The sequence below is a fragment of the Ruegeria sp. AB6 genome, from assembly GCF_056542685.1.
Genome location: NZ_JBQGAD010000004.1, coordinates 1 through 23,762 on the forward strand (window position 1 = coordinate 1; position 23,762 = coordinate 23,762).

Genomic DNA, 23,762 nt, shown 5'->3' on the forward strand with positions numbered 1-23,762 from the left:
CGCCACCCGTCGGATAATAAACGCCCGTTACACCACCCGTGCCAATCGTGATAAACTCCTCAGCATAAGCCGCAGGCGACAAAAATGCGGCGGTTGCGAAGGCTGTGATAGAAGATTTTTTGAGCACTTTGACACTCCTGTTGTCAGTTTTTTTGATCCTTGTGAGAATGACTGATCCACCCGAAACGTCGTTTGGAATCAGCCATTCAGATGGCAAGGAACTAAGCGAACCCAGACAAGGCGTGTCTATACGGTAGATTACGTATAGGCTGGTGATTCAAAGAGCAGCCACCGCGATACGGCCCAGGTGAAAAGACCGTCTGGATTGACTATTGGACACGACAGCACAGCAACCCTTCCATCAAGATCACTCAGAGCCGGCCCGCAGGCGCAGATCACTGCGTGCGACGCTGGCGCTATGTCTGGCGGGGCTGCAATTCGTAGCGGTGCTGTCCGTGACATTGTCGACTTTTGTCAGTTCGGAAAAAGCCCTGCTACGGCAATCGCGGATTTCTCTGAACGAGGTCAGCGTCAATGTCATTGGCCAGGTGCGGAACTTTCTCAATCCGGCACAGCAAGTATTGGATGCCACCAGGCGGCTGGCGGAAAACGATGTGCTGGACATCAACGACACTTCGGCGCTGGAAAGCCATTTCTTTCAGCAAATTCAGGTGGCTCCGCAATTGGCAGGCATCTATCTGGCAGACCACAGCGGGCGCTTCGTTTATGTCATGCGGACCGAGGAGCCAGGCCGGTATCGCACAAAGGTGATCCCGCCCTTTGCCGCTGAACTGACCGAGCATCCGGCAAGTTTTCAGTGGCGCAATGACCGGTTTACCCTTTTGGAAACGGCGCAATCCCAGACAGATACTTATGAGGCGCGCACCCGGCCTTGGTTTAGGATGGTATCCGAGGCGAAGGCCCCGATCTGGACCCAGCCTTATATCTTCTTCACCACCCGCCAGCCGGGGATTACGTATGGGGTGCCGGTTCTGGATGACGAGGGAAACATACGGGCCATTCTGGGGGTGGATATTCAGATTGACGCCCTGTCGGGGTTCTTGCTGGATATCTGGTCAGAGCGCCGCGGGGCCGCGCTGGTTTTGAACGAGGATGGTTCTGTCCTTGCCCACCCAACTCTTGTTCTGATCGACCAGGACGCGGATTTTGACAATCCTGAACTGCCAATGGTGGATCAGATTGACGACGAATTGGCCCGCCAGGCCTTTGGTGCTTTGGCGCTGAGGGGCAGCAGTCAGATCACCGGACCTGTTCATACTGATTTCGAGTTGGACGGTCAGGACTATGTTGCCATGTTGATCGATGTCTCGGAGCCCGGTTTGAACTGGCTGATCGGGCTCTATGCCGCCGAGGATAATTTTATTGGCGAAGTCAAAAAGAACCGGGTGCAAGGGATCTGGATTGCCCTGTCCATTGCGATTCTGACGGGCGCCATCGGTCTCGCGCTGGCGGACCGGATTTATGCCCCTGTGCGCATGTTTGCCAGTCAGACGCGCCGCCTGTCCAGTGGAGAGATCCCGGCCGGAGAAAGCCTGCACAGCCCCTATCGCGAGCTCGAGGATACCGGCGCGGCGCTGGCGCAGCAGGTGAGGCAGCGGCAGCGTTTTGAGGCGGCCTATGGGCGCACTTTTGATTTGGCGTCGCGTGGGATGGCACAGATTTCTCCCGAAACCGGCCGGTTTCTGCGGGTGAATGAGCAGCTTTGCGATATCATGGGGTATCAGCCGGGTGAGCTGGAAAAGATGACGCTGGCTGATATCCTGCCTGCAGATGGCAAGCAGATCGCTGTGACACTCCGCGAAACGCTATTGCAGGATTCTGAGTTTATCGTTGAAAATCACTTTGTTCGAAAGGATGGGTCGAATATCTGGCTGCGTGTGAACGCGATTTTAATTCGCGACGAAAGTGGCGCGCCAGATCATGCGGTGGCCATTATCGACGACGTCAGTGACCGCAAGCTAGTCGAGGCTGAGGCCAGTCGTCTGAGCCGCGACCTGTCCCATGTGGCACGAGTGAACCTGATGGGGGAAATGGCATCGGGCTTGGCGCATGAGCTGAACCAGCCGCTCAGCGCGATTTCATACAATGTCGATGCGGCCATTATGACGCTGGACGAACTGGGCGAGACGGACCCGGAGTTGACCGAAATTCTCAGCGATGTTGACCGTCAATCGCGTCGTGCCGGTGACATCATTCGTGCCTTGCGCGATATGGTCCGCAAGGACCGGGGGCGGCAAACACCTTTCGAATTGGGTGGCCTAATCGCGCAGACCATCACCCTGATGGAGGCCGAAGCCAAAGCCCATGATTTAGCGCTGAGATATGATCGGGTAGACCTGCCGCCGGTGATCGGAAACCGGACCCAGATCGCTCAGGTCCTCGTGAATTTGCTGCGCAATGCGATCGACGCCTTGGCTAGAGACTCAGCCGGGGTCGGATCTATCGTGATCACTGCACATGCCGCAGAAAATGTTGTCGAAGTCCGGGTCGAAGACAACGGGCCCGGGGTTAGTCCCGATGTGGTACTGTTCAACACCTTCGACACACAAAAGGCCGAAGGCATGGGATTGGGTCTTTCGATCTGTCGCACGATCATCAAGACGAATGGCGGTGAAATCTGGCATGACCCGTCTGTTCTGTCGGGCGCGCGGTTCTGTTTCACCTTGCGGCGCAGCGACCGTTCCGGGAAAGAAGATACATGACCGAATTGACCGTCTATATCATTGATGACGATGATGATGTTCGTATTGCCTTGTCCCGTTCTTTGCGCAGGCGCGGCATGACGGTTGCGCATTTCCCGGATGCTAAGAGCTTTCTGGATCAGGTCGACGCAGATGCTGCTGGATGCCTTGTCCTGGACTACGGGATGCCCGACATGGACGGGCTTGAACTGCAAGATTACCTTGTCCGGCAGGATTCGACCCTTCCGATCATCTTCATCTCGGGGCATGGCGGCATCCCGGAATCTGTCCGTGCCACCAAGGCGGGGGCGATCGACTTTCTGGAAAAACCCTTTGACCTGAGCGTTCTGACAGACCGGATCGCAGTGGCTTGGGAGTTAGGAGAGAAGTTGCGCCAGCAAAAAGCGCGACGGCTGGATCTTGCGGAAAAGCGAGGGCGCCTTACAGATCGGGAAGACGAGGTATTGCAGTATATTCTGCGCAACCCCGGCCGCACCACCAGCAAAGAAATCGCAGCAGAATTGAATATCAGCCCGCGCACGGTCGAAATTCATAGGGGGCGCATTCAACTGAAAGTTGGGGTGAAAACCACAATCGAACTCTATGAGCTTTTTGGTAGATCGCCCTAGAGGTCGAACAAGAAAGCGCCCAGCCTACTGGCGGCTGGACGCAGGTTCATCTCGACAGATTGACGGATCGACTTCGGCTTTCGCGATACAAATGCCTCGGCTATGCGCGCATATTTGCACCGTTGGCATCGTATGCAGGTCCCCCCAGAACTTCGGCGTCGTAGAACTCACCCAGGATTTCCACCTGCAGCTTAATTCCCGGTGCCGCACTGTCCGAGGCGACATAGCCCATGGCCATCGACTTGCCGACACGGTGGCCGTAACCGCCGGACGAGACATAGCCGACCGCTTCGCCGTCTTTCAGGATCGCTTCGTCGTTTGAGACGTCGATGCCGTCCACGTCGATGGTCATGGTGACCAGCTTTCGTGCCACGCCGTCTGCCTTGAACTTCTCGGTCGCTTCCCTGCCTACAAAGTCCTTCTTCCAGTTGATGAAGACATCCATGCCGGATTCGACCGCATTGAAGTCAGGGCGGAAATCGGTGGTCCAGACGCCCCAGCCTTTTTCAAGGCGCAGCGACATCAACGCGCGTGCGCCGTACCAGCGATAGCCCAGATCGGCCCCGGCCTCTTCGATCGCCTCGGCCAGACGCAGCAGGTACATCGGCTTGCAGTAGATCTCAAAGCCCAGCTCGCCCGCGAACGAGATACGGTTCAGGATCACCGGCACGCCGCCTACGAAGGTCTGGCGCAGATCGCGGAACTTCAGCGCATCGGCGTTGACGTCGTCGCGGGTTATACGGGCCAGCAGTTCGCGCGATTTGGGGCCTGACAGCGCGATCCCGTGCCAGTCATCCGAGACATTGGCATAGCTCACGTCCGCAGGCAGGTCCTTTTCGAACCAGCGGCGGTGCGCATCCTGCATTGCGCCCGATCCGAACAGCATGAAATGGTCATCGCCCAGACACGCCACGGTCAGGTCACCGTACAGACGGCCTTTTTCGGTCAGCATCGGGGTCAGCGCCAGACGGCCCGGTTTCGGGACATAGCCTGCAAGAGTGCGGTTTAGGTAGTCTCGCGCCCCCGCGCCCTTGAACTCGTGCTTGGCAAAGTTGGCGATCTCAATGCCGCCCACGGCCTCTTGCACGGCTTTTACTTCGCGCGCCACATAGTCGTGGCTGCGGTTCCGCTCGAAAGTCGGGGTTTCATGCGCGTCTTCGGCGTTGTCAGCAAACCACAGCGCGTTTTCCAGGCCAAAGCCCTGACCCATCACCGCCCCCTTTTCGATCAGACGATCATAGAGCGCGGTGGTTTTCTGCATCCGGCCCTTTGGCAGCGTTTCGTTCGGGAAAGTCATCACGAAGCGACGCTCGTAGTTTTCCGAGGACTTGATGGTGCCCCAGTCCGGTGTTGCGAACTCGCCAAAGCGGGCCACGTCCATCGCCCAGACGTCGATCGAGGGCTCGCCGTCGATCATCCATTCGGCCATGGTCAGGCCAACGCCGCCGCCCTGACAGAAACCTGCCATGACGCCCACGGCGACCCAGTAGTTCTTCATGCCCGGAACCGGGCCGATCATCGGGTTGCCATCTGGGCCAAAGGTGAATGGGCCGTTGATGGTGTCCTTGATGCCGGATTCACCGATGGCGGGGATACGCTCGAACGACATTTCCAGACGGTCGGCGATGCGGTCCAGATCGGGTTGCAGCAGCTCGTGGCCGAAATCCCAAGGCGTGCCATCGACCTTCCACGGGGTCGATTTCGGCTCGTAGGTGCCCAGAAGCATGCCGTGGCGTTCCTGACGGAAGTAAATGTTGGCCTCATAGTCGATACCCGCAGGCAGACGACCGGCTTCACCCAGGCTCTCCATGCGGTCCCTGATCATCGGGATCGCGTCGGTGATCAGATAGTGGTGCTCCATCGGCTGCACCGGCAGGTGGATGCCCGACATATGGCCCACCTCACGCGCCCATAGGCCACCGCAGTTCACGACCTGCTCGGCATTAATGACGCCTTTGGGGGTGGTCAGATCCCAGCTGCCATCAGGGCGTTGGGTCATCGACGTCACACCGCAATGGGTGAAGTATTGCGCGCCGTGGTGACGGGCGGATTTCGCAAAGGCGTAGGTCGCGCCTGAGGGGTCCACGTCGCCGTCCTGCTCATCCCAGAGCGCGGCGTGGTAGTGTTTGGGATCGATCAGCGGGTGACGCTCGGCCAGTTCCTGCGGGCTGATGAATTCCTGATGCAGGCCCATGTAACGCGCTTTCGAACGCTCGCGCTTGAGATAATCGTACCATTCCTTGGTCGAGGCCGCGTAGAAACCGCCGGTGATGTGCATGCCGACCGAGTGGCCCGAGGTTTCCTCGATCTCTTTGTACAGATCGATGGTATAGCTTTGCAGGCGCGATATGTTGGGGTCCGAGCTGATCGTGTGGATCTGACCCGCCGCGTGCCAGCTGGAGCCTGAGGTCAGTTCATCGCGTTCCAGCAGGACAACGTCCTTCCAGCCGAACTTGGCCAAGTGGAACAGGATCGAACAGCCTACAACGCCGCCGCCGATAATGACGACTTTGGCGTGGGAGGGCAGTTGTTTGCCGGATGTGGTTTCATCTTTTTGAATCTCGGGCATGAGAGGGTCCTGTGTCTTTCGTTTAGCTGGGGAAGGGGGCTGTCTGCCCCCGCCGCGCTGGCGCGCGATTCCCACCGAGGATTTTTTGGCCAGATGAAGAGATCCCGGTGCTAGTACCAGGCGTCTGGGATTTCTTCTTTGCGCTTGGCAACATAGGCGGCCAGTTCTTCTTTCTTGGCCTCGTCCATCTCAGGCGGCTGGTAGTCGTTCAACATTTGGTTCCAGCGTTCATAGGCGCGGCGGCGCATGTCCTTGGAGCCGCCTTCTTCCCAGCTTTCGACATTTTCGCTGTCGCTCAATCTGGGCTCATAGAACGCGGTCTGGTAGTTTCGCATGGTGTGGGCGCAGCCCAGGAAGTGTCCTCCGGCCTTGACCTCGCCATAGGCGTCGCGTGCAAAGGCCTCGTCACTAGTATCCAGGCCCTGGCTGAGCACTTTCTGGTAAGAGCCGAGACGGTCGGCATCCATGATCAGTTTTTCGAACCCGGTGCACAGGCCACCCTCGAGCCAACCGGCTGAGTGCAGCACGAAGTTGGCTCCGGCCAGCATGGTGGAGTGCATGGAATCGGCGGATTCGTAGGCGGCTTGCGCGTCTTCGATCTTGGAGGCGGTCAGCGAGCCGCCGCAGCGCAGTGGCAGGCCAGCCCGACGGGCCAGTTGTCCGATCGCATAGTTCGACATCACCGGTTCAGGCATGCCAAAGGTCGGTGCGCCGGATTTCAGCGACATGGATGACAGGAAATTGCCCAAGACAAAGGGCGCGCCGGGGCGCAGCAGTTGCACATAGGCGCAGACCATCATCGCCTCGGCCATGGCCTGTGAGACGCTGGCGGCAGTACTGACAGGACCCATTGCGCCGGACAAGATGAACGGAACCACGATCATGCCTTGGCCGCGAGTCGAATAGACTCGCGCCGCTTCGGTGACAACGCGGTCGACCAGCAGCGGAGAATTCGTGTTCACGTTGCCCATGATGACGCAGTTTTCGCGCATGAAGTCCGCGCCAAAGACAATCTCGGCCATGTCGACACTGTCTTGCGCCCGGCTCATCTCGGTGATTGCGCCCAGATGCGGTTTGTCGCTGAGGGTCATATGCGCAAACATCATGTCCAGGTGGCGCTTGCTGACCGGAACATCGCAGGGCTCGCAGGTGACGAACCCGCCATGATGCAGATATGGGTGCATGTAGGTCAGTTTGACCAGCTTTTCGAACGCGTCAATGTCGCCATAGCGGCGACCGCCCTCAAGGTCGCGTACGAAGGGCGCGCCGTAGACAGGTGCAAAGACCTGATTGCCTTCTCCGATCACCACTGATCGTTCGGGGTTGCGCGCGATTTGGGTAAAGCTCTTAGGTGCCTTGGCGCACAAGCTGCGAATCCATTGTGCGTCGGCCCGCACAATATCCCCTTCGACCCGCGCACCTTCACGTCGCCACAAATCCAGCGCCTGCGGATCGTCGCGAAATGCGATGCCTACATCCTGAAAAATCCAGTCAACCTGTGCCTCAAGCCGCGTCAGGGCCTCTTCGGTCAGAGGGTCGAAAAACGCCAGTTTGCGCTGGATATATGGGGAGGCCGGAATCGAACCGGGCTCTGAACTGTGGGACCGGGATTGACGCGAACGCCGAGCCATAGTGAAACACTCCATTCTTTTTCGACATATTAAGGCCTTGAAATGGCGCTGTGATGCTTGAAAAAAAGAATGCGTAGCATAAACAGTATTTATGCAAGAACTCTGGAAACTTCTCGGATCTCCGCGGCATCTCGTGGTATTTGAAGCTGCCGCAAGGCTTCAATCCTTCACGCGGGCTGCACAAGAGCTTAACGTCCAACAACCGGCGGTCAGTGTCGCGATCCGACGTCTTGAGGAGGGGTTGGGAACGGCGCTTTTTACCCGAAGCCACCGTCAGGTTGTCCTGACCACGGCAGGCGAGAGGTTGCTGGCCGATGTAACCCGCGCTTTTGAACAGCTCGCTCTTTCTGTCTCATCCATCCAACAGCTTGGTCAGACCGGATATGTGACTCTCAGCGCTTCGACGGCTTTCAATAACTATTGGATCATGCCGCGCCTTGCTGACTTGCAACAGCAACACCCGCAAATTGACCTGAGATTGCAGTCCAGCGACCGGGACCCCGACATCGACGCGGAAAACATCAGTCTTGCAGTGCGGCAGGGGGACGGGAACTGGCTGGAATGCGAAAGCGCCCTTATCGCGCCCGAGGTGATCTATCCGGTTGCATCACCGCGCGTCATGGCGGCGGCTGTTGATCTGCGTAGCTTGCCCAATCTGCTGACCCAGCGCTTGATCCACTTGGAAGAGCCCATTCGTCAACGTCCAAGTTGGCGAGATTGGTTCGCGAATTTTTCGGTCAATACAGCGGTGCCGCAAACGGGTCTGCGTCTCAATGACTATGCTCTGGTCCTTCAGGCTGCTATGGCCGGTGAGGGCTTTGCCTTCGGTTGGAAACACCTGACAGACCGGCTGATTGAGCAAGGTCTGTTGGCGGCCAGACCGGAATGGCAATGGACAACGGGGAAGGGGTTTTACCTTATCTGGTCGAAGAGAAGACCCTTGTCTGATGATGCGCAGAGGGTCAAGGAATGGCTTCTTGCCACCGCGCAAGCAGAAGCCGGATAGACCTGCAAAAAAGGAACCGTCTCGCCTTACATCTAATATTTTCCAGTACCGGCTGAAAGAAGCGGGCTGCTATACCGAAGAGCCGACGCGGAATGGTGTGACCCGTGAACGGAACCCTCGACCGTCCACATTTTGTCCTGAACACTTTGCGCGCTTGACGCAGAAAATACAGTGATATAGCGCAGAAGTGCACCCTTAACGGTTTTGGTGCGCGACCAGGCGGCGATTGAGGCGTTTATGTCCCCACCCCAAAAGTTTGTGTTCTTTCTGACGGATGAGTTTTCGCATCTGGCGTTTTCCTGTGCAGTCGAGCCTTTGCGAATTGCAAACCTGATCAGTGGTAAGGAACTATACGAATGGTCCTTGCGCTCGGAAGATGGGGTATCGGTTACGTCGTCGAACGGTTCTGAAACGCTGGTGGACGGGGATTTTTCTGTCGTCCCGAAATGTCATAGGTTGCTGGTGTTGTCTGGCATCAACATGCGCAATCATGTCAGCCGCCCCTTGTTGGCGGCGCTGCGGCGTGAACGTGCAAAAGGAACAGAGATTGGTGCGCTGTGCTCGGGCGCATGGATATTGGCAGAGGCCGGTTTTCTGGACGGTATGAAAGCCGCCATTCACTGGGAATATCACGACAGCTTTATGGAAGAGTTTCCAGATGTGAATCTGGTGCGCAGTGTCTTTGTCGCGGACGAAAAATACATCACCGCCTCTGGAGGCACGGCGACCGCGGACCTGATGCTGCATTTGATCGAAGCGGATCACGGTGAAGACCTCGCCTTGGATGTCGCAGACCAGATGGTCTATGTCGCCGTTCGTAACGCCACCGCTGAACAGCGCGTTTCCTTGCAATCCAGAAATGGGATGCGCAACAAACATCTGGTCGGCGCGATCCGTGTCATGCGCGATCATATCGACGAGCCGGTCTCGCCTTCGGTTATTGCAACGCAGCTCGGCATTTCGACCCGCCAACTTGAAAGGTTGTTCGGAAAATACCTGAATTCGACTCCAAAAAAATACTATGTCGAAATGCGCATGGACCGCGCACGGACGCTGTTGTTGCAGACCGAGGATTCGATCACCGATATTGCGTTGGCCTGCGGATATGAAAGCCCCGGTCATTTTTCGAAAGTCTATCGTGCCCATTTTGGCGTTTCGCCTCATGCGCAGCGCAACAAGATAGACTAGCTTCAAACGCCATGGCCGACCCGGGGCTTCGAAGGTTGATTCGAGTCCCGGGCCCTTGTCGTGTCGCACGCGGCACCATCATGTCGCATCTATCAAATATGCTTCGCTCATTTTGACGCAGCCGCGTTCGGCAACTGCCATATTCTGTGAAAATTCTGGAGAATCCCGATGACCACAGAAACTCGCACCCGTTCCCGCTCTGGCGGTCGTTCTGCCCGGCGGGCCATTCGTACCGCTCCGGTGTTCGACATGCTTCCCGGCTTGACCCGCAACTTGCCGGTTTGCGAAGTTATGGGCGGCGCCCAGGTCGAGTTGATCGACAATGCGGCTATGGACATTCTGGAAAACGTCGGTGTCCAGTTCCGCGATCCGATCGCGCTGGACGACTGGAAGAAGGCCGGTGCAAAGGTCGTTGGCGAACTGGTCTATCTGGATCGCAACATGGTGCGCGAGTTGATCGCAACCATCCCGGCGCAGTTTACATATCACGCGCGCGATCCGAAAAAGAATGTGAAGCTGGGCGGCAAGCACTCGGTCTTCGTGCCGATGACCGGCGCGCCCTTCCTGCGAGATCTGGAGGATGTGCGGCGAAACCCGTTGCTGGAAGATCTAGCGATGTTCCACAAGCTCAGCCACATGATGCCGGCGCTGCACAGCTCGGCCCACCATATTGTCGAGCCCTACGATCACCCGATCAGCCAGCGTCACTTGCGCATCACATATTCGTCCATGAAATATTCCGACAAAATGTTCATGGGTATGACCACTTCGCCCAAAAACGCCGAAGACGTGATGGATATGTGCGCGATCCTGTTCGGCGATGAGTTCATCGACAACAATCCCGTCACCACGGGGAACTGCAATGGCAACAGCCCGCTGGTATGGGATGAAACCATGCTGGGCGCGATGCGCGCTTTCAGCCGACGCAATCAACCCGTTTTGTGCTCGCCCTTTGTGCTGGGTGGCGCAAACACGCCGGCATCCGTTCCCGCCACCGTGGCGCAGCTGACGGCTGAGGCCTTGTCGGCGCTGGCCTATACACAGGTGATCCGCAAGGGGGCCCCGGCGATCTGGGGTCACTATCTGTCGACTGTGTCGATGAAATCCGGCGCGCCGATGGCGGGCACACCCGAGATCAGCCTGATGAACTTCATGATCGGTCAGATGGCGCGGTTCTATGATGTTCCGTGGCGCACCTCGAACACTTTGGGCGGTGCCAAGACCTTTGACGCGCAGGCAGGCTACGAATCCGCAACAACGCTCAGTGCGGTGATCCATGCCGGTGCGAACTATATCTGGCACTCCGCCGGTTGGAACGAGGCGGGAATGCATTGCTCGGTCGCCAAGTTCATCGTCGATGCGGAACAATGCGCCATGGCCTATCGCATGGCAGAAGGCCCCAAATGGCACGATTTCGATCAGGCGCTTGCCGCGGTTCCAGATGTTGGGCCCGGTGGTCACTACTTGGGCCATCCGCACACGCAAGACAATTTCCAGGAGGCGTTCTTCATGCCGGAACTGTTCGACAACAACTCGATCGAGCAATGGCAAGCAGAAGGCAGTGTCGAGATTACCGAACGCGCGTTGAAACACGCCAAAAAACTGTTGGCCGAGTACCAAGAACCCAAATTGGACGAAGCCAAGAACGAAGAGCTATTGGATTACATCGCGCGCCGTGAACGTGAGATCCCTGCAGCTGATGAACTGAACCAGACTTACTGAGAAAAGTCTCTCCCCGTACTGGCCCGCCTCAATAGGCGGGCTTTTTTTTCGAGGTGGGAAAACAATGTTGCGGGCAACCGAGCGGATCCGCCCGGCGCCCTGACTATTCTACACGCGCGCGCCATTCCTTCCACCGAAGCACGGCGTTGCCGCCGATTTCTCTGAAGGGTTGCGGTGGCAGTCGTTTTGGTTGAGCTTCTGCCGAGAAGTGCTGTGAGATGGCTGAACTGTGACCGCAGGCGAGTTCTGCCGCCGCGATACCTGTGAGGGTTCCGCGCGCAGTGCCCAGCCCGTTTTGAACGCAGCCGGAATAGACCCCGGTGTCGATTTCGCGGGTGACTGAAACGCCGTTAAGGCTCAGGCACAGGTGACCTGCCCATTGGTACTGCATCTTCATGCCAGCAAGCTGGGGGAAGCGCGCGTCGAATTTGCGCTGCATGACCTTTGAGGCGCGCGTCAGGTCGCGAGCGGTAGCGGTCATGCCGGGGCGTAAGGCGGCGCAGGTTCGGGTGATGATGCGGTTGCCGCCTTGTCCGGTGTCAATCCGGCGCATGGTAGTGCCCATGGGATCGGACGGGGTCACTCCCCAGCGGGGTTGGCCGCCCAGTTTCTCCAACGCATCGCTGCCCAATTCCGGGGTCATCGACGCAAACAGAAACAGATGCATCAAACGGTCGCGCTCGATCCCAAAGCTTTCAAGGTGGCCGTTGACGGTCAGGATCACCATGGGTGCCGTGATGCTGCCTTTCTCTGCCTGCACGCGCCAGTCTTTGCCTTCGCGGGCAAAGCCGGTGACAGGGCTGTTTTCAAAAAGACGCACGCCTTGCCCGACCAGACCGTCCGCCAACCCGCGGATATAACCGGCGGGCTGCAACATCACCGTACCTGACGTGTAAAGCCCTGACGTATAGTGGTGCGAGCCGGTCAGTTCATACATTTGCCGAGCATCCAACGTCTGGCTTTCTTCGCCCAACGATGTCAGGTGCTGCGCATAGCTTTTGTTGTGCGCCTCAGCCGTGTCGCTGACCGCCCCATTGACCTTGCCCGCCGGGTCAAAATAGTTTGGGTCGATTTGATATTCCTCAACGGCCATGCGGGCAAAACGGATCGCTTGTCTGTTCAGATCAATCATCTTGCGATCGTCACCACTGCCTGCATAGTCGTCCGAGGCCAGATCATGCGGCAGGTCGATCATGAAACCCGAGTTTCTGCCTGCTGCGCCTTCGGCGATCCGACCGGCCTCAATGACCACAACTTTGGCCTCGGGTTGCAACTGTCTGATACGGCGTGCGGCTGTCAGCCCCGCAAAGCCCGCCCCAACAACTACAAAATCAGCAGTCTGATCCTCGTCCAGCTCCGTCGGCTGAGCTTGCGGACCCAGAATCGTGTTCCAAGCAGCCGGTCCGCGTTGGACCGGCAGGGTTTTAGCGGTGTACCGCGTCAATTCACAGCCTCATCGGCGTCATCGGCAAGATCAATCCAGATGGTTTTCAGCTGGGTATATTGATCATGGGCATGGACCGAGTTGTCGCGGCCGCCAAAGCCCGACTGTTTGTACCCGCCAAACGGGGTCGAGATGTCGCCTTCGCCAAAGCTGTTGACTGTGACAGTCCCAGCCCGCAGGGCGCGGGCACCGCGAATGGCGCGTTTGGCATTGGCGGTGAAGATCGACGCACACAGGCCGTATTCGGTGTCATTTGCGACCGCGATCGCCTCGTCAAAGCCCGAGACTTCGATCACCGACAGAACCGGGCCAAAGATTTCTTCGCGGGCCAGAACGGCATTGTTGTCTGCAACTTCGACCACGGTGGCATCGACAAAACCATCCTTGGCAGTGCCGCCGATCAGCACATTTTCGGCCTGGTCCAGATAGCCGCATACCTTGGTGTAATGCCCCTCGGATACCAGCGCGCCCATGCGGGTTTCCGGGTCCAACGGGTCGCCGATATTCCACTGTTTAGCATGATGCGCGATGCGCTCCAGCAGCTCGGCCTTAACGTCCTTGTGCACGATCAGGCGGGACGAGGCCGAGCAGTTCTCGCCCATGTTCCAGAACGCCCCATTTACCAGATGCTGGGCCACGCGGTCCAGGTTTTCGGCATCATCCATCACGATGGCGGGGTTCTTGCCGCCCATCTCAAGCACCACTTCTTTGGCGTTGCTTTCCGCCGAATAGGTCAGGAACCGTTTGCCGGTCACGGTCGAGCCGGTGAAGGACACCATGTCGACATCCATATGCCGCCCGATGGGTTCGCCCACATTGGCCCCGCCTCCGGGAACGATGTTGAGGACACCGGCTGGAACACCGGCCTCCATCGCCAGTTCGGCCACACGCAACGCCGTCAGCGTGGTTTCCGCCGCTGGTTTGATCACCAGCGAACAACCCGCCGCCAGCGCCGGGCCGATCTTCCACGCCAACATCAGCAGAGGGAAGTTCCACGGCAGCACCAGACCCACCACGCCGATGGGTTCGCGCACGACCATGGCGATGTGATCGTCCGAGGCGGGCGAGACCTGATCATAGATCTTGTCGATCGCTTCGGCATGCCATTTGAGGCAATGGATCGTCTCGGGCACATCCACGGTCTCGCAATCATAGATGGTCTTGCCGCTGTCGATGCTTTCCATCACCGCCAATTCCCGCGCATTGCGGGTCATCAGCTTGCACAGACGGATCAGTATGTCCTTGCGTTCGGACGGGTGCAGTTTCGACCAGCGGCCATCGTCAAAGGTGTCGCGCGCTTTTTCGACCGCAAAATCCACATCTTCCGCGCCACATGCGGCAATCTCGGCCAGAGTCTCGCCGGTGGCCGGGTTGGTGCTGGTAAAGGTCTTGCCCGAGATCGCCGGACGGAAGCTGCCGTCGATAAAGGCGCCGGTGGGCAGGTCCAGACCTGCGGCGATGGATTTGTATTCGTCCTGTGTCAGCAAGCTCATGCTTTATCCCTCCGCCACAATATCAGCGATTTTGCGTTTCAACACGCGCGTGACCTGTTCCAGCGCGCGTTTGTCATCCTTGTTCAGACCCTTCAGCGGCGGGCGCATGATGCCCGCGTCGATGCCGTTCATGGTGACGCCATGCTTGATGGTCTGGATGAACTTGCCACCCTGTTCCAGCACATGCATCAGCGGCAGCATGGCCGACATGATGCGGCGGCCTTTGTCAAAGTTTCCCTCGACCACGCAGGCATTGTACAGCGCCACATGTTCCGCTGGCAGGAAGTTCGACCCACCACAGACCCAGAACGGCGCGCCCCAGGCAAAGAATTCCAGCGCCTGATCGTCCATGCCGCAGCCCAGCTGGATATGCGGATAGTCACGCGCCAGCAGGTGTACCCGGTTGATATCGCCCGAGCTTTCCTTGATGCCGCAGAAGTTGCGGCTGCGACCCACGCGATCCAGAAACTCTTCGCCCATCATGGTGCCAGTTCGGTGCGGATAATTGTACAGCATCACCGGCAGATCAGCCGCCTTGTCGATGGTCAGCGCGTTCAGCGCGTTTTCCCGGTCGGTGGGCACCGAATAGGCCGGGCTGGCCAGCAGGATCGCATCTGCGCCAATCTCACGCGCGCCTGTCGCCAGCGCAATGGAATCCGGCGTCATCATCGCACCGGTGCCGACGACCAGCGGCAGGCGGCCATTCAATCGTTCATGGGTGAACTTCGCCAGCTCCAGGCGCTCGGCCACCGGCTGCGCATAGTTCTCGCCGGTGGACCCGCCCGAGATCAGGCCTTGCACACCGTTTTCGATGAGATACTCGATCACATCCGACAGCGCGTCCCAGTTGACGCTGCCATCCTCGTGATATGGGGTCACGACGGGCGTGTAGATCCCTTCAAATTTGAACAGGGGTGTCATTTACATCCTCATGCAGGGGTTTTGCGCGCAAAAGATCCAAGCGGTACATCAAGCCCTGCGGGCGTGACGAACAGCTCGATCTGGTCGCGGGACAGGTTCCAATGGTCGATGGCCAGCTGCGCGGCAGCCGCCTCATCGCCCGCCTCGATGGCGGCGATGATGGCATCGTGCTGACTGCTGGCGACTGATAGGTTTTCGGCCATGTGTTGGTCCTGCGGCTGATAAAAGGTCATGCCAATTCTGGCGTGGTCAATCAGCAGTCGCTTGAAGGACGGCAACAGATAGGTGTTATCTGCCATGGTGCCGGTAATCTCGTGGAACAGGTTGTTGGCCATTGCCCGGTCCGCACCCGAACCCGAGCGCAATGCCGCCTTGAAGTCTTCCTGTGCGGCTTTCAGATCGGCAAGTTGAGCAGTTGTGGCATTCTTTGCCGCAAGGCGCAGAATTGCCCCGTAAATCATCGGCGCTGCCAGAAAGAAATCACGCAGGGTCGTGTATGACATCCCGGTTACCCGCGCACCGCGGTTTTCGCGAAGCTCCAGATACCCTTCGCCCGCTAACAGTCGGAACACTTCACGCAAGGGCGTGCGGGACAAGTCGAACTCTTCTGACAACGTGGCTTCGTCCAAATCTTCCCCTGGCGTCAGTGCAAGCGTCATCACCGCTGTTTTCAAATGCTCATAGAGCTGGGTTTTCTTGCGCCGGGATGCATCTTTCATCTCAGGTCCTCTCATCGCGCGCCCCTGCGATCTGTGAAATCAGATTCGCCACAATAGGGGTTGTCTTTCGGCCAGATACCTTAAAATGCAAGTTGTATACAATAAAAATATTTTATCATCCGCACATGATTTTTGCTCGAAGGTCCAGGTGTAGGCCCTGTGATTGGTCGGCGAGGCCATGGGGCAGGCGTGGCGCGCGATGCGCACCCTGCGGGGTGCAACACTGGCCGTTCGAGACGGTAAAGTCCGGACATACAATTGAGACATGACCCGACATCCCCCTGAGACATAGAAACAGAACAATCATGACATCCGAATTCGATCTTGGATTGTCTGCTCAATGCGGGGCGATCTTACAGGTTTGAATTCTGTCTAATTCAACGCCGTCGGTTTGGGTTCATGCATGGATACAATTGATACAAATAGCGACATCAAATGGAAAAACTGTCATGGTTCTTTAACCTGTTCGCCAGTCGAACGCTCGCAAAGGACGGTGGTTTTGGAAGATTTTGCCCTACGCTCCGAACTTGACGCCGATGCGGCCATTGCCTTGCTGGAAGATGCGTTTTCCGGCGTCGCCTGCGGTATGGCGCTGTTGGATGAAGATCTGAATTTTGTTCTGGTTAACGAGAGCTTTGCGGATATCGCGTTCGGTGGTGAAACTGCATCTCGGTTTAGCGGGAAAGTGGACAAGATACCATTCGAGAACTGGTCTCTGGATCATTTCCAAACCCCGGATGGTTTGGAAGAATTAGGGCTCAAGGCCGATCTGCGAAGAGCCATTACATCTTGCGAGCAGGGTATGGCATGGAAATTGCGGGACGGGCGACAATTTCAGGCTTCAGCCAAACGCGCCCAAATTGGCGGATATCTGGTCTCGACGACCGAGGTGACACCCCGCGATACGATGGAGGCCGCCGAACGCGCGCGGAACATGTTGCGTGAAGCGGTGGACGCTTTGGATGACGGGATCATGTTGTTCGACAGCGACATGAATCTTGAGGTCTTCAACACCCGCGCGTCTGAGTTCTTTCAAAGAGATGGCAACCGTTTCGAACCAGGCCAGTCGTTTGAGGCGATCTGGCTCCGTCTCGCGCTGGATGGATTCTGGGTTCTGGAGGACGGCGTCGACCCAGACGACCGTGCGCGGCTGGCGGTTGAAAACGTGCGAAACGGGGCCAAATACCGCGAAATCCGGCTGTCTGACGGGCGTGAACTGTTGGCCTCGTGGCACAAGACCGATCAGGGCGGGTACCTGCTGGTTTACCGCGATCGCACCGATCAGGCGCGGGTGGAAAACCTTCTGGAAGACGTCATCGAAAACCTGCCCGTGGGCGTCGCGGTCGAAGATGCAGACCATCGCCTGACCCATTGCAACGACGCGTTCAGCCGTTTCTACGGTATTTCGGGCGACGAATTGAAATCGCTATCGCGGGCGGATCGCATCGCCCAATTGTATGACAAGCTCGAGGCCCTGAACGACGTTCCTTGCGACGGCTTCCCGCTAAGCGCCCAACGCTCGATCATGCGCGCCCATAGCGAACAGTTCATCCCTGTTGAGATGAAATTCAGGGACGGGCGCCACATCCTGGCCGAACGTGCCTCGACCACACGGGGCGAGACCATTTTGGTGATGACAGACACGACCTCGCTGAAGGAAGCGCGGGATATGCAGCTGGACGCTTTTCAGGCGCTGGATGAAGGCATGGTGCTGTGCGACGGGGACATGAATTACGTCTTTGGCAATGACGCCTGGAAAAAGATGAATTTCGAAGGGGCTGAGCACATGATCCCCGAGGTCGGAGACAGTGTCGTTGAAAACTTCGCCGCCCTGATCGCCATGGGGCACTACGACATGGGCGGCATGTCGGGCGAGGAATACATGCAGTGGATGATGTCCGAGATGTCCCAGCACGGCAAACGGGCGCATGTGAAGTTCGCCAACGGCCGGCACATCATGGGTTCATCGCACCTGACCTCCTACGGTGGTCGGGTAGCAAAACCCGGCCATTCATTCACACAGAAGTTTCATTTCTGATGCGTGCAACAAACTCCATGAAGGCGCGGATCACACGGACATCTGCCCGCTGCGTCAGATGAATCATGCTTTCTCCCATTTGCAGATCAACCCCTTCTAGCGGGATCTGCCGGATGCGATCATCCCGGCCAAATTCGGCCTGGGAAACGAACCCGATCCCTGCCCCCGAGGCGACCAATTCGCGCACGGCTTCGCGCCCTTCAGCGACAATGGCGGGATTTAGTGTGATTCCGGCGCGCCGGGCTTCATCCTCTAGTTTCTGACGGGTTTTGGACCCTTTTTCGCGAAAGACCAAAGGATGGTTCTGCAATTCGGACATCGACAGAGACAGCAGATCATCCGAGACACGTTCGCGTGCGGCAAATCCGACGATCCGGGCTGAACCAAGGTCCAGCAAGGTCATGTCTTTTCCGGGGGAGGGGCTGCCAACAATGCCGATTTCCGCATTATAGGCTCGCAATTCGTCTAAAACGTCGTTCGTATTCCCACTGCAGACGGTGATCGTGATGTTGGGGTACGCGGCCCGAAACTGCCCCAGATAGTCAGTCAGGTGATGCGCGGAGTCGGCGATTATGCGCAACTCTCCATCAATGGCTGCGCGAGATTCCGACAGGAAATCTTCGATCTGCGCCTCGGTCTCAAAATATTGCTTTGTGAACCGGAACAGACGCTCTCCGGCGGTGGTCAAGACCACCTGCTTGCGTTCACGCTGAAACAAAAGCAGGTCATGGTCCTGTTCCAACCGTCGGACCTGTTCCGAGACAGCAGGCTGAGTTAGAAACAGCGCTTCTGCCGCGCGAGAAAACCCGCCGTGCAAGGCCACATGATGAAAGGCACGAAGTTGACTGTAACGCATGAGGAACTACTGCAGCTCGATATATAGGCCAGATTTATTGATAGATTGATAATAGCAATTTTACATATGGCAAACCTCGTTGCAAATCAGGTGTGAAAACCTGGTGCAGGATCTTGATATGACCGGACACGACACAGCGATCCCGAAGCCGCAAATGGGCGAACCCTATCTTCTGACACCCGGCCCGCTGACCACTTCATACGCGGTGAAACAGGCGATGTTGCGGGATTGGGGAAGCTGGGATGAAGATTTCCGAGCCATGACGCGTGAAATGCGTCGTCGGTTGCTGGCGCTGCTGGGCGAAGGTGCGGATGCGTTTGACTGCGTTCCCATGCAAGGCAGCGGCACATTCGCGGTCGAGGCGATGCTGGCCTCGTTCATTCCGAAAGAAGGCAAAGCGCTGGTGCTGGCGAATGGGGCTTATGGGCAGCGTTCGGCGCAGACGCTTGCTTATCTGGGGCGCGAACATGTGGTGCTGGACAAGGGCGACTACCTGCCGCCGCGCGGCGCGGAAGTGGCCGAGATTCTGGCGCATGACCCCGCGATAACCCACGTGATTGCTATCCACTGCGAAACAAGTTCCGGCATTTTGAACCCGGTCGAAGAAATCTCCGAAGCTGTCTACGCAGCGGGGCGCAAGTTGTTGATCGACTCGATGTCTGCTTTTGGCGCAATTGAGCTGAAGCCCTCGGACATCAGGTATGAAGCTGTCGTGTCATCGGCCAATAAATGCATCGAAGGCGTGCCGGGTTTTGGCTTTGTCATCGCCCGCAAGGAGGAGCTTGAGGCGGCCAAAGGCAACAGCCACTCACTATCGCTGGATGTGCATGCGCAATGGGCGCATATGGAAAAGACCGGCCAGTGGCGATTTACCCCGCCCACCCATGTGGTTGCTGCTTTTTTGGAAGCGCTGAAAGCCCATGAAGCCGAAGGTGGTGTTGCCGCGCGCGGCGCTCGCTATAGCCGCAACCGCGATGCGATGGTTGCGGGTATGCGCGCATTGGGGTTTGAGACGCTGTTGCAGAACCGTTGGTTGAGCCCGATCATCGTGACTTTCTTTTGCCCTGCGGACGAGAAGTTCGTTTTTGACCGCTTCTATGAGTTGATGAAGGGCAAGGGCTTTATCATCTATCCTGGCAAGCTGACTCTAGTGGACAGTTTCCGCGTCGGCTGCATCGGACAGATGGATGAACATGTGATGCGGCAGGTTGTGGCCGCCGCCAAAGACAGTCTGACCCAAATGGGGGTCGCCAGCGCGACACCTCCGGCGCAGGCTCTGAAAGAACGCGCCAAACTGGCCGCATAAGAGACAAGGACACGCCTATGACCATTCAAACTCCCGTGACCGCGAATGAGCGCGTCTACCCGTCCCCCAAAGTCCCCGCCATCGCCATCTGCCTGGACGGGTGCGAGCCGGAATATCTGGAAGTGGCCATTGCCAAGGGCCTGATGCCGACACTTAAACGTATTCGCGAGACTGGCACTGACCGACTGGCCCACTCGGTGATCCCCAGCTTTACCAACCCCAACAACCTGTCCATTGCCACCGGTCGTCCGCCGATTGTCCATGGTATCTGCGGCAACTACCTGATCGACCCTGACAGCGGCGAAGAGGTGATGATGAACGACGTGCGCTTTCTGCGCGCGCCGACCATCTTTTCGCAATTCTATGATGCAGGCTATCGTGTTGCCATGGTCACGGCCAAGGACAAGCTGCGCGCGCTGCTGGGCGCGGGCCTGAAATTCGACGAAGACCGCGCGGTGGCTTTTTCTTCGGAACGTTCGGGCGAGACTACCAAGGCCGAGCATGGCATCGACAATGCCAGTGCATGGCTGGGCATGCCGGTGCCCGAGGTATACTCGGCGGATCTGTCCGAATTCGTCTTTGCCGCAGGCGTCAAGCTGCTGAAAGAGTTCAAGCCCGACATCATGTATCTGTCGACCACGGACTACATCCAGCACAAGTTCGCCCCCGAACAGCAGGGCGCACTGGATTTCTTCGCCATGTTCGACAAATACCTAGCGCAGCTGGATGAGATGGGCGCGGCCATTGTCGTCACCGCGGACCACGGCATGAAGCCCAAGCACAACGCTGCGGGTGAGCCCAATGTGATCTACGCGCAGGATCTGATGGATGAATGGCTGGGCGAAGGTCAGGCCCGCGTGATCCTGCCGATTACTGACCCATATGTGGTCCATCACGGCGCGCTTGGCGCGTTTGCTACCGCTTATCTGCCCGAGGGCGCGGATCGCGCGGAGATCATGGCCAAGCTGGACGCAAGGGACGAGTTGATCCTGGTGGTGGATAAGGAAGAGGCAATCAAACGCTTTGAGCTGCCCGCCGACCGGATTGGTGACATCGTGATGATCTCAGGCGAGAATATGACGATTGGAACCTCGGCCGACCGTCACGATCTTGCCGCGCTGAAAGAGCCGCTGCGCAGCCATGGCGGCTTGACCGAGCAAGAGGTACCCTTCATCGTCAACCGGGTCGTTGATCTGGGCAACGCGCCCGATCTGCGCAACTTTGATGCGTTTTTCTACGCCACTACAGCGGCGGCACAATAAGTTATGAAAGATCAGCCCATGACCGAGATCAGAAATGAAGGGATGCGTATCGGCGGCGAGATAGTCTTTACCGACGAGACGGTGCCAGTTCTGTACCCTTACACCAACGAGGTGGTTGGGCACGTCCCCGCAGGTAAGGCCGAACATGCCCGCAAGGCGTTCGAGATTGCTGCTGCCTTTAAACCGAAACTCACCCGCTATGAGCGGAGCCAAATCCTGCAGCGTGCCGGAGAGCTGATCGGAGAGCGCCGCGAATACCTGGCCAAGTGGTTGGTGCTGGAGCTTGGCATCTGCCACCAGCACGCGATTTATGAGACCAAGCGCGCGCAGGACGTTTATCAATTCGCCGCCGCCGAGGCACTGAAGGATGACGGTGAGATTTTTTCCTGCGACCTGACCCACAACGGCAAGGACCGCAAGATCTTTACAACGCGCGAGCCCGTGAATGCGATTAGCGCGATCACGCCCTTCAATCACCCGCTGAACATGGTCAGCCACAAGATTGCGCCCTCAATCGCCACCAACAATTGCATGGTGTGCAAGCCGACCGAATTGACGCCTCTAACGTGCCTGACGCTGGCTGATATCCTCTATGACGCCGGTCTGCCGCCCGAAATGTTCCAGGTGGTCACTGGCTGGCCGCAGGATATTGGTGATGAGATGATCACCAATGACCACATCGACATCATAACCTTCACGGGCGGCGTACCGGTCGGCAAGTTGATTGCGTCCAAAGCAGTATACAAACGACAGGCGCTGGAACTGGGAGGCAATGACCCGCTGATCGTTCTGAATGACCTCTCGGACGCCGATCTGGATAAGGCAGCAACTATCGCCGTGGCTGGAGCCACCGGGAATTCAGGCCAGCGCTGCACCGCGATTAAGCGCATTCTGGTGCAGGACAGCGTGGCGGATAAGTTCGTGCCGCTGGTGCTGGAGAAGGCAAAGAAGATCAAGTTTGGCGACCCGCAGGACCCGGATACCGAACTTGGTTGTGTCATTCATGACAAGGCTGCTGAACTGTTCGAGAATCGCGTCCATCAGGCCGAGAACGAGGGCGCAGAAATCCTCTATCACCCTGGTCGCCAAGGTGCGCTGCTGCCGCCCATCGTGGTGGACAAGGTGCCCCATGACAGCGAGCTGGTGATGGAGGAAACCTTCGGCCCGATCATTCCCATCGTCCGCGTGCCCGATAATGACGAAGAGGTCATGGCCATTTCGAACTCGACCGAATTTGGCCTCAGCTCGGGCGTTTGTACCAACGACCTCAATCGCGCCATCGCTTTTATTAACGGGTTGAACGTCGGCACCTGCAACATCTGGGAACAACCCGGATACCGCATCGAAATGTCCCCCTTCGGTGGTATTAAGGACAGCGGCAACGGGGTCAAAGAAGGCGTTATCGAAGCGATGAAATTCTTCACCAACGTCAAAACCTATTCCTTGCCCTGGCCGGGGTAAATTAAAAGGCTTTCTTGTCTGCCGACGACAGAACCTTGGCGCCCGACTCTGGCCGATCGGGCGTCAGCTACGTTTGGGCACGCTCAGCCGTGCGGATGTACCGCAATTTGAATTCCTGTTCGGCCTGATCATCGACATCGACTGTCTCAGGGTGCCTGAACGATCCTGAGAATGCTTTCGACGTTGAAATTCAGACGTTCTTCCAAAGCTTGCTCGTCCATCATGTTGCGCTGAAACAGAAATGATCCCGTAAAGCGGTTGGTCAGATAGTAATAGCCAATAGCCGCAATCGTAATGTTGAGCTGGGTTGCATCAATGCCCGCGCGAAATTCGCCAGTTTCCTGACCGCGCTTCAGAATCGACTCGACCATATCGACAAGTCCTCGGGTCGAATCCTGCAAGCTGGTCAGCGATTTGATATGCCGGGCGCGATGCAGGTTTTCACTGTTGACCAAAGTAATGAACTCGGGATTTTTGAGGTAGTATTTCCACGTAAATCGCACCAGGGATTCCAGTGCGTCTGACGGCGACAAGCTTTCGAGGTTCAGCTTGCGCTCGGCGCTGCGGATATCAAGATAGGCCTCTTCCAGAACGGTTCGGAACAAGTCCTCTTTGCTGCCGAAATAGTGGTACAACATCCGCTTGTTAGCATCTGCGCGCTCGGCGATTTCGTCAACGCGCGCGCCACCCAATCCGTGTTTGGCGAATTCTTTTTTGGCCGCATTTAGTATTCGGGCCTTGGTCGCCTGGGCATCCCGCTTTCTACCCTTCTTTTCTGGTTCGCCCACGTCCTTGGTCCTCAATACTTTTTGTTA

The 23,762-nt window shown here is 57.5% G+C and carries 17 protein-coding genes; 9 read left to right on the forward strand and 8 right to left on the reverse strand.

The window, feature by feature from the left end; all coding sequences use genetic code 11:
• Positions 1–332 precede the first annotated feature (332 nt).
• Both ACR0DB_RS09990 and ACR0DB_RS09995 read left to right on the forward strand, forming a co-directional pair.
• Positions 333–2,723 carry a sensor histidine kinase gene (locus ACR0DB_RS09990; RefSeq protein WP_170775609.1) on the forward strand — a complete coding sequence of 797 codons (2,391 nt, stop codon included), beginning with the start codon at positions 333–335 and terminating at the stop codon, positions 2,721–2,723.
• A complete protein-coding gene (locus ACR0DB_RS09995) occupies positions 2,720–3,331 on the forward strand; it encodes a response regulator transcription factor (RefSeq protein WP_480550533.1) in 612 nt (203 codons plus the stop codon). The genes ACR0DB_RS09990 and ACR0DB_RS09995 overlap by 4 nt, the downstream gene beginning before the upstream one ends.
• A gap of 100 nt (positions 3,332–3,431) precedes the next feature.
• Here the strand turns inward: ACR0DB_RS09995 and ACR0DB_RS10000 are convergent, their stop codons facing one another.
• Together ACR0DB_RS10000 and ACR0DB_RS10005 are read right to left on the reverse strand one after the other, a co-directional pair.
• The gene (locus ACR0DB_RS10000; RefSeq protein ID WP_480550535.1) at positions 3,432–5,900 is read right to left on the reverse strand and encodes a GcvT family protein; all 2,469 of its coding nucleotides are present in this window, start codon (positions 5,898–5,900) and stop codon (positions 3,432–3,434) included.
• Positions 5,901–6,010: 110 nt separating this feature from the next.
• Positions 6,011–7,531, reverse strand: a complete 1,521-nt coding sequence (locus ACR0DB_RS10005; RefSeq protein ID WP_170789029.1) for a trimethylamine methyltransferase family protein — start codon at positions 7,529–7,531, stop codon at positions 6,011–6,013.
• A gap of 133 nt (positions 7,532–7,664) precedes the next feature.
• On the opposite strand from ACR0DB_RS10005, the gene ACR0DB_RS10010 reads away from it, so the two are divergent.
• From ACR0DB_RS10010 to ACR0DB_RS10020, 3 genes are all read left to right on the forward strand, one after another.
• Positions 7,665–8,537 (forward strand): LysR substrate-binding domain-containing protein, encoded by an 873-nt coding sequence (locus ACR0DB_RS10010; RefSeq protein WP_331252389.1) that lies wholly within the window; start codon positions 7,665–7,667, stop codon positions 8,535–8,537.
• Positions 8,538–8,774: 237 nt separating this feature from the next.
• Positions 8,775–9,725, forward strand: a complete 951-nt coding sequence (locus tag ACR0DB_RS10015; RefSeq protein WP_170783644.1) for a GlxA family transcriptional regulator — start codon at positions 8,775–8,777, stop codon at positions 9,723–9,725.
• Between the two features lie 168 nt (positions 9,726–9,893).
• Positions 9,894–11,447, forward strand: a complete 1,554-nt coding sequence (locus tag ACR0DB_RS10020) for a trimethylamine methyltransferase family protein (RefSeq protein ID WP_480550538.1) — start codon at positions 9,894–9,896, stop codon at positions 11,445–11,447.
• A 103-nt stretch (positions 11,448–11,550) separates the two neighbouring features.
• Here the strand turns inward: ACR0DB_RS10020 and ACR0DB_RS10025 are convergent, their stop codons facing one another.
• Genes ACR0DB_RS10025 through ACR0DB_RS10040 form a run of 4 tightly spaced genes read right to left on the reverse strand, consistent with a single transcriptional unit; the run spans position 11,551 to position 16,024 of the window.
• The gene (locus ACR0DB_RS10025) at positions 11,551–12,891 is read right to left on the reverse strand and encodes an NAD(P)/FAD-dependent oxidoreductase (RefSeq protein ID WP_480550540.1); all 1,341 of its coding nucleotides are present in this window, start codon (positions 12,889–12,891) and stop codon (positions 11,551–11,553) included.
• Complete coding sequence (locus ACR0DB_RS10030) at positions 12,888–14,384, reverse strand: aldehyde dehydrogenase (protein ID WP_480550542.1); 1,497 nt, start codon at positions 14,382–14,384, stop codon at positions 12,888–12,890. The genes ACR0DB_RS10025 and ACR0DB_RS10030 overlap by 4 nt, the downstream gene beginning before the upstream one ends.
• A gap of 3 nt (positions 14,385–14,387) precedes the next feature.
• Positions 14,388–15,305 (reverse strand): dihydrodipicolinate synthase family protein, encoded by a 918-nt coding sequence (locus tag ACR0DB_RS10035; protein ID WP_170775590.1) that lies wholly within the window; start codon positions 15,303–15,305, stop codon positions 14,388–14,390.
• An 8-nt stretch (positions 15,306–15,313) separates the two neighbouring features.
• A complete protein-coding gene (locus ACR0DB_RS10040; RefSeq protein ID WP_480550544.1) occupies positions 15,314–16,024 on the reverse strand; it encodes a GntR family transcriptional regulator in 711 nt (236 codons plus the stop codon).
• Between the two features lie 499 nt (positions 16,025–16,523).
• On the opposite strand from ACR0DB_RS10040, the gene ACR0DB_RS10045 reads away from it, so the two are divergent.
• Entirely contained in the window at positions 16,524–18,062 is a 1,539-nt protein-coding gene (locus tag ACR0DB_RS10045) for a PAS-domain containing protein (protein WP_480550546.1), read from the forward strand.
• Here ACR0DB_RS10045 and ACR0DB_RS10050 read toward each other — a convergent pair.
• Positions 18,040–18,918: a LysR substrate-binding domain-containing protein gene (locus ACR0DB_RS10050; RefSeq protein ID WP_480550548.1), complete on the reverse strand. Its 879-nt coding sequence runs from the start codon at positions 18,916–18,918 to the stop codon at positions 18,040–18,042. The two genes, ACR0DB_RS10045 and ACR0DB_RS10050, sit on opposite strands and share 23 nt — an antisense overlap.
• Positions 18,919–19,036: 118 nt before the next feature.
• Between ACR0DB_RS10050 and ACR0DB_RS10055 the strand changes: the two genes are divergently transcribed.
• From ACR0DB_RS10055 to phnY, 3 genes are read left to right on the forward strand one after another with little or no spacing between them, the layout of a single operon-like run.
• On the forward strand, positions 19,037–20,224 hold the full coding sequence (locus tag ACR0DB_RS10055) for a 2-aminoethylphosphonate--pyruvate transaminase (RefSeq protein ID WP_480550550.1): 1,188 nt from the start codon (positions 19,037–19,039) through the stop codon (positions 20,222–20,224).
• Positions 20,225–20,241: 17 nt separating this feature from the next.
• Positions 20,242–21,486, forward strand: a complete 1,245-nt coding sequence (gene phnA, locus ACR0DB_RS10060) for a phosphonoacetate hydrolase (protein WP_480550552.1) — start codon at positions 20,242–20,244, stop codon at positions 21,484–21,486.
• A gap of 18 nt (positions 21,487–21,504) precedes the next feature.
• Positions 21,505–22,947 (forward strand): phosphonoacetaldehyde dehydrogenase, encoded by a 1,443-nt coding sequence (gene phnY / locus ACR0DB_RS10065; RefSeq protein ID WP_480550554.1) that lies wholly within the window; start codon positions 21,505–21,507, stop codon positions 22,945–22,947.
• 146 nt (positions 22,948–23,093) lie between these two features.
• Here phnY and ACR0DB_RS10070 read toward each other — a convergent pair whose 3' ends face one another.
• Positions 23,094–23,735 (reverse strand): TetR/AcrR family transcriptional regulator, encoded by a 642-nt coding sequence (locus ACR0DB_RS10070; RefSeq protein ID WP_170783546.1) that lies wholly within the window; start codon positions 23,733–23,735, stop codon positions 23,094–23,096.
• Positions 23,736–23,762 lie beyond the last annotated feature (27 nt).

What these genes read in the sequence shown, in the direction of transcription:
- ACR0DB_RS09995 (WP_480550533.1), top strand. Translation starts at nt 2,720, where the DNA reads ATGACCGAATTGACCGTCTATATCATTGATGACGATGATGATGTTCGT.
- ACR0DB_RS10000 (WP_480550535.1), bottom strand. Translation starts at nt 5,900, where the DNA reads ATGCCCGAGATTCAAAAAGATGAAACCACATCCGGCAAACAACTGCCC.
- ACR0DB_RS10005 (WP_170789029.1), bottom strand. Translation starts at nt 7,531, where the DNA reads ATGGCTCGGCGTTCGCGTCAATCCCGGTCCCACAGTTCAGAGCCCGGT.
- ACR0DB_RS10015 (WP_170783644.1), top strand. Translation starts at nt 8,775, where the DNA reads ATGTCCCCACCCCAAAAGTTTGTGTTCTTTCTGACGGATGAGTTTTCG.
- ACR0DB_RS10020 (WP_480550538.1), top strand. Translation starts at nt 9,894, where the DNA reads ATGACCACAGAAACTCGCACCCGTTCCCGCTCTGGCGGTCGTTCTGCC.
- ACR0DB_RS10030 (WP_480550542.1), bottom strand. Translation starts at nt 14,384, where the DNA reads ATGAGCTTGCTGACACAGGACGAATACAAATCCATCGCCGCAGGTCTG.
- ACR0DB_RS10035 (WP_170775590.1), bottom strand. Translation starts at nt 15,305, where the DNA reads ATGACACCCCTGTTCAAATTTGAAGGGATCTACACGCCCGTCGTGACC.
- ACR0DB_RS10040 (WP_480550544.1), bottom strand. Translation starts at nt 16,024, where the DNA reads ATGAAAGATGCATCCCGGCGCAAGAAAACCCAGCTCTATGAGCATTTG.
- ACR0DB_RS10050 (WP_480550548.1), bottom strand. Translation starts at nt 18,918, where the DNA reads ATGCGTTACAGTCAACTTCGTGCCTTTCATCATGTGGCCTTGCACGGC.
- ACR0DB_RS10055 (WP_480550550.1), top strand. Translation starts at nt 19,037, where the DNA reads ATGACCGGACACGACACAGCGATCCCGAAGCCGCAAATGGGCGAACCC.
- phnA (WP_480550552.1), top strand. Translation starts at nt 20,242, where the DNA reads ATGACCATTCAAACTCCCGTGACCGCGAATGAGCGCGTCTACCCGTCC.
- phnY (WP_480550554.1), top strand. Translation starts at nt 21,505, where the DNA reads ATGACCGAGATCAGAAATGAAGGGATGCGTATCGGCGGCGAGATAGTC.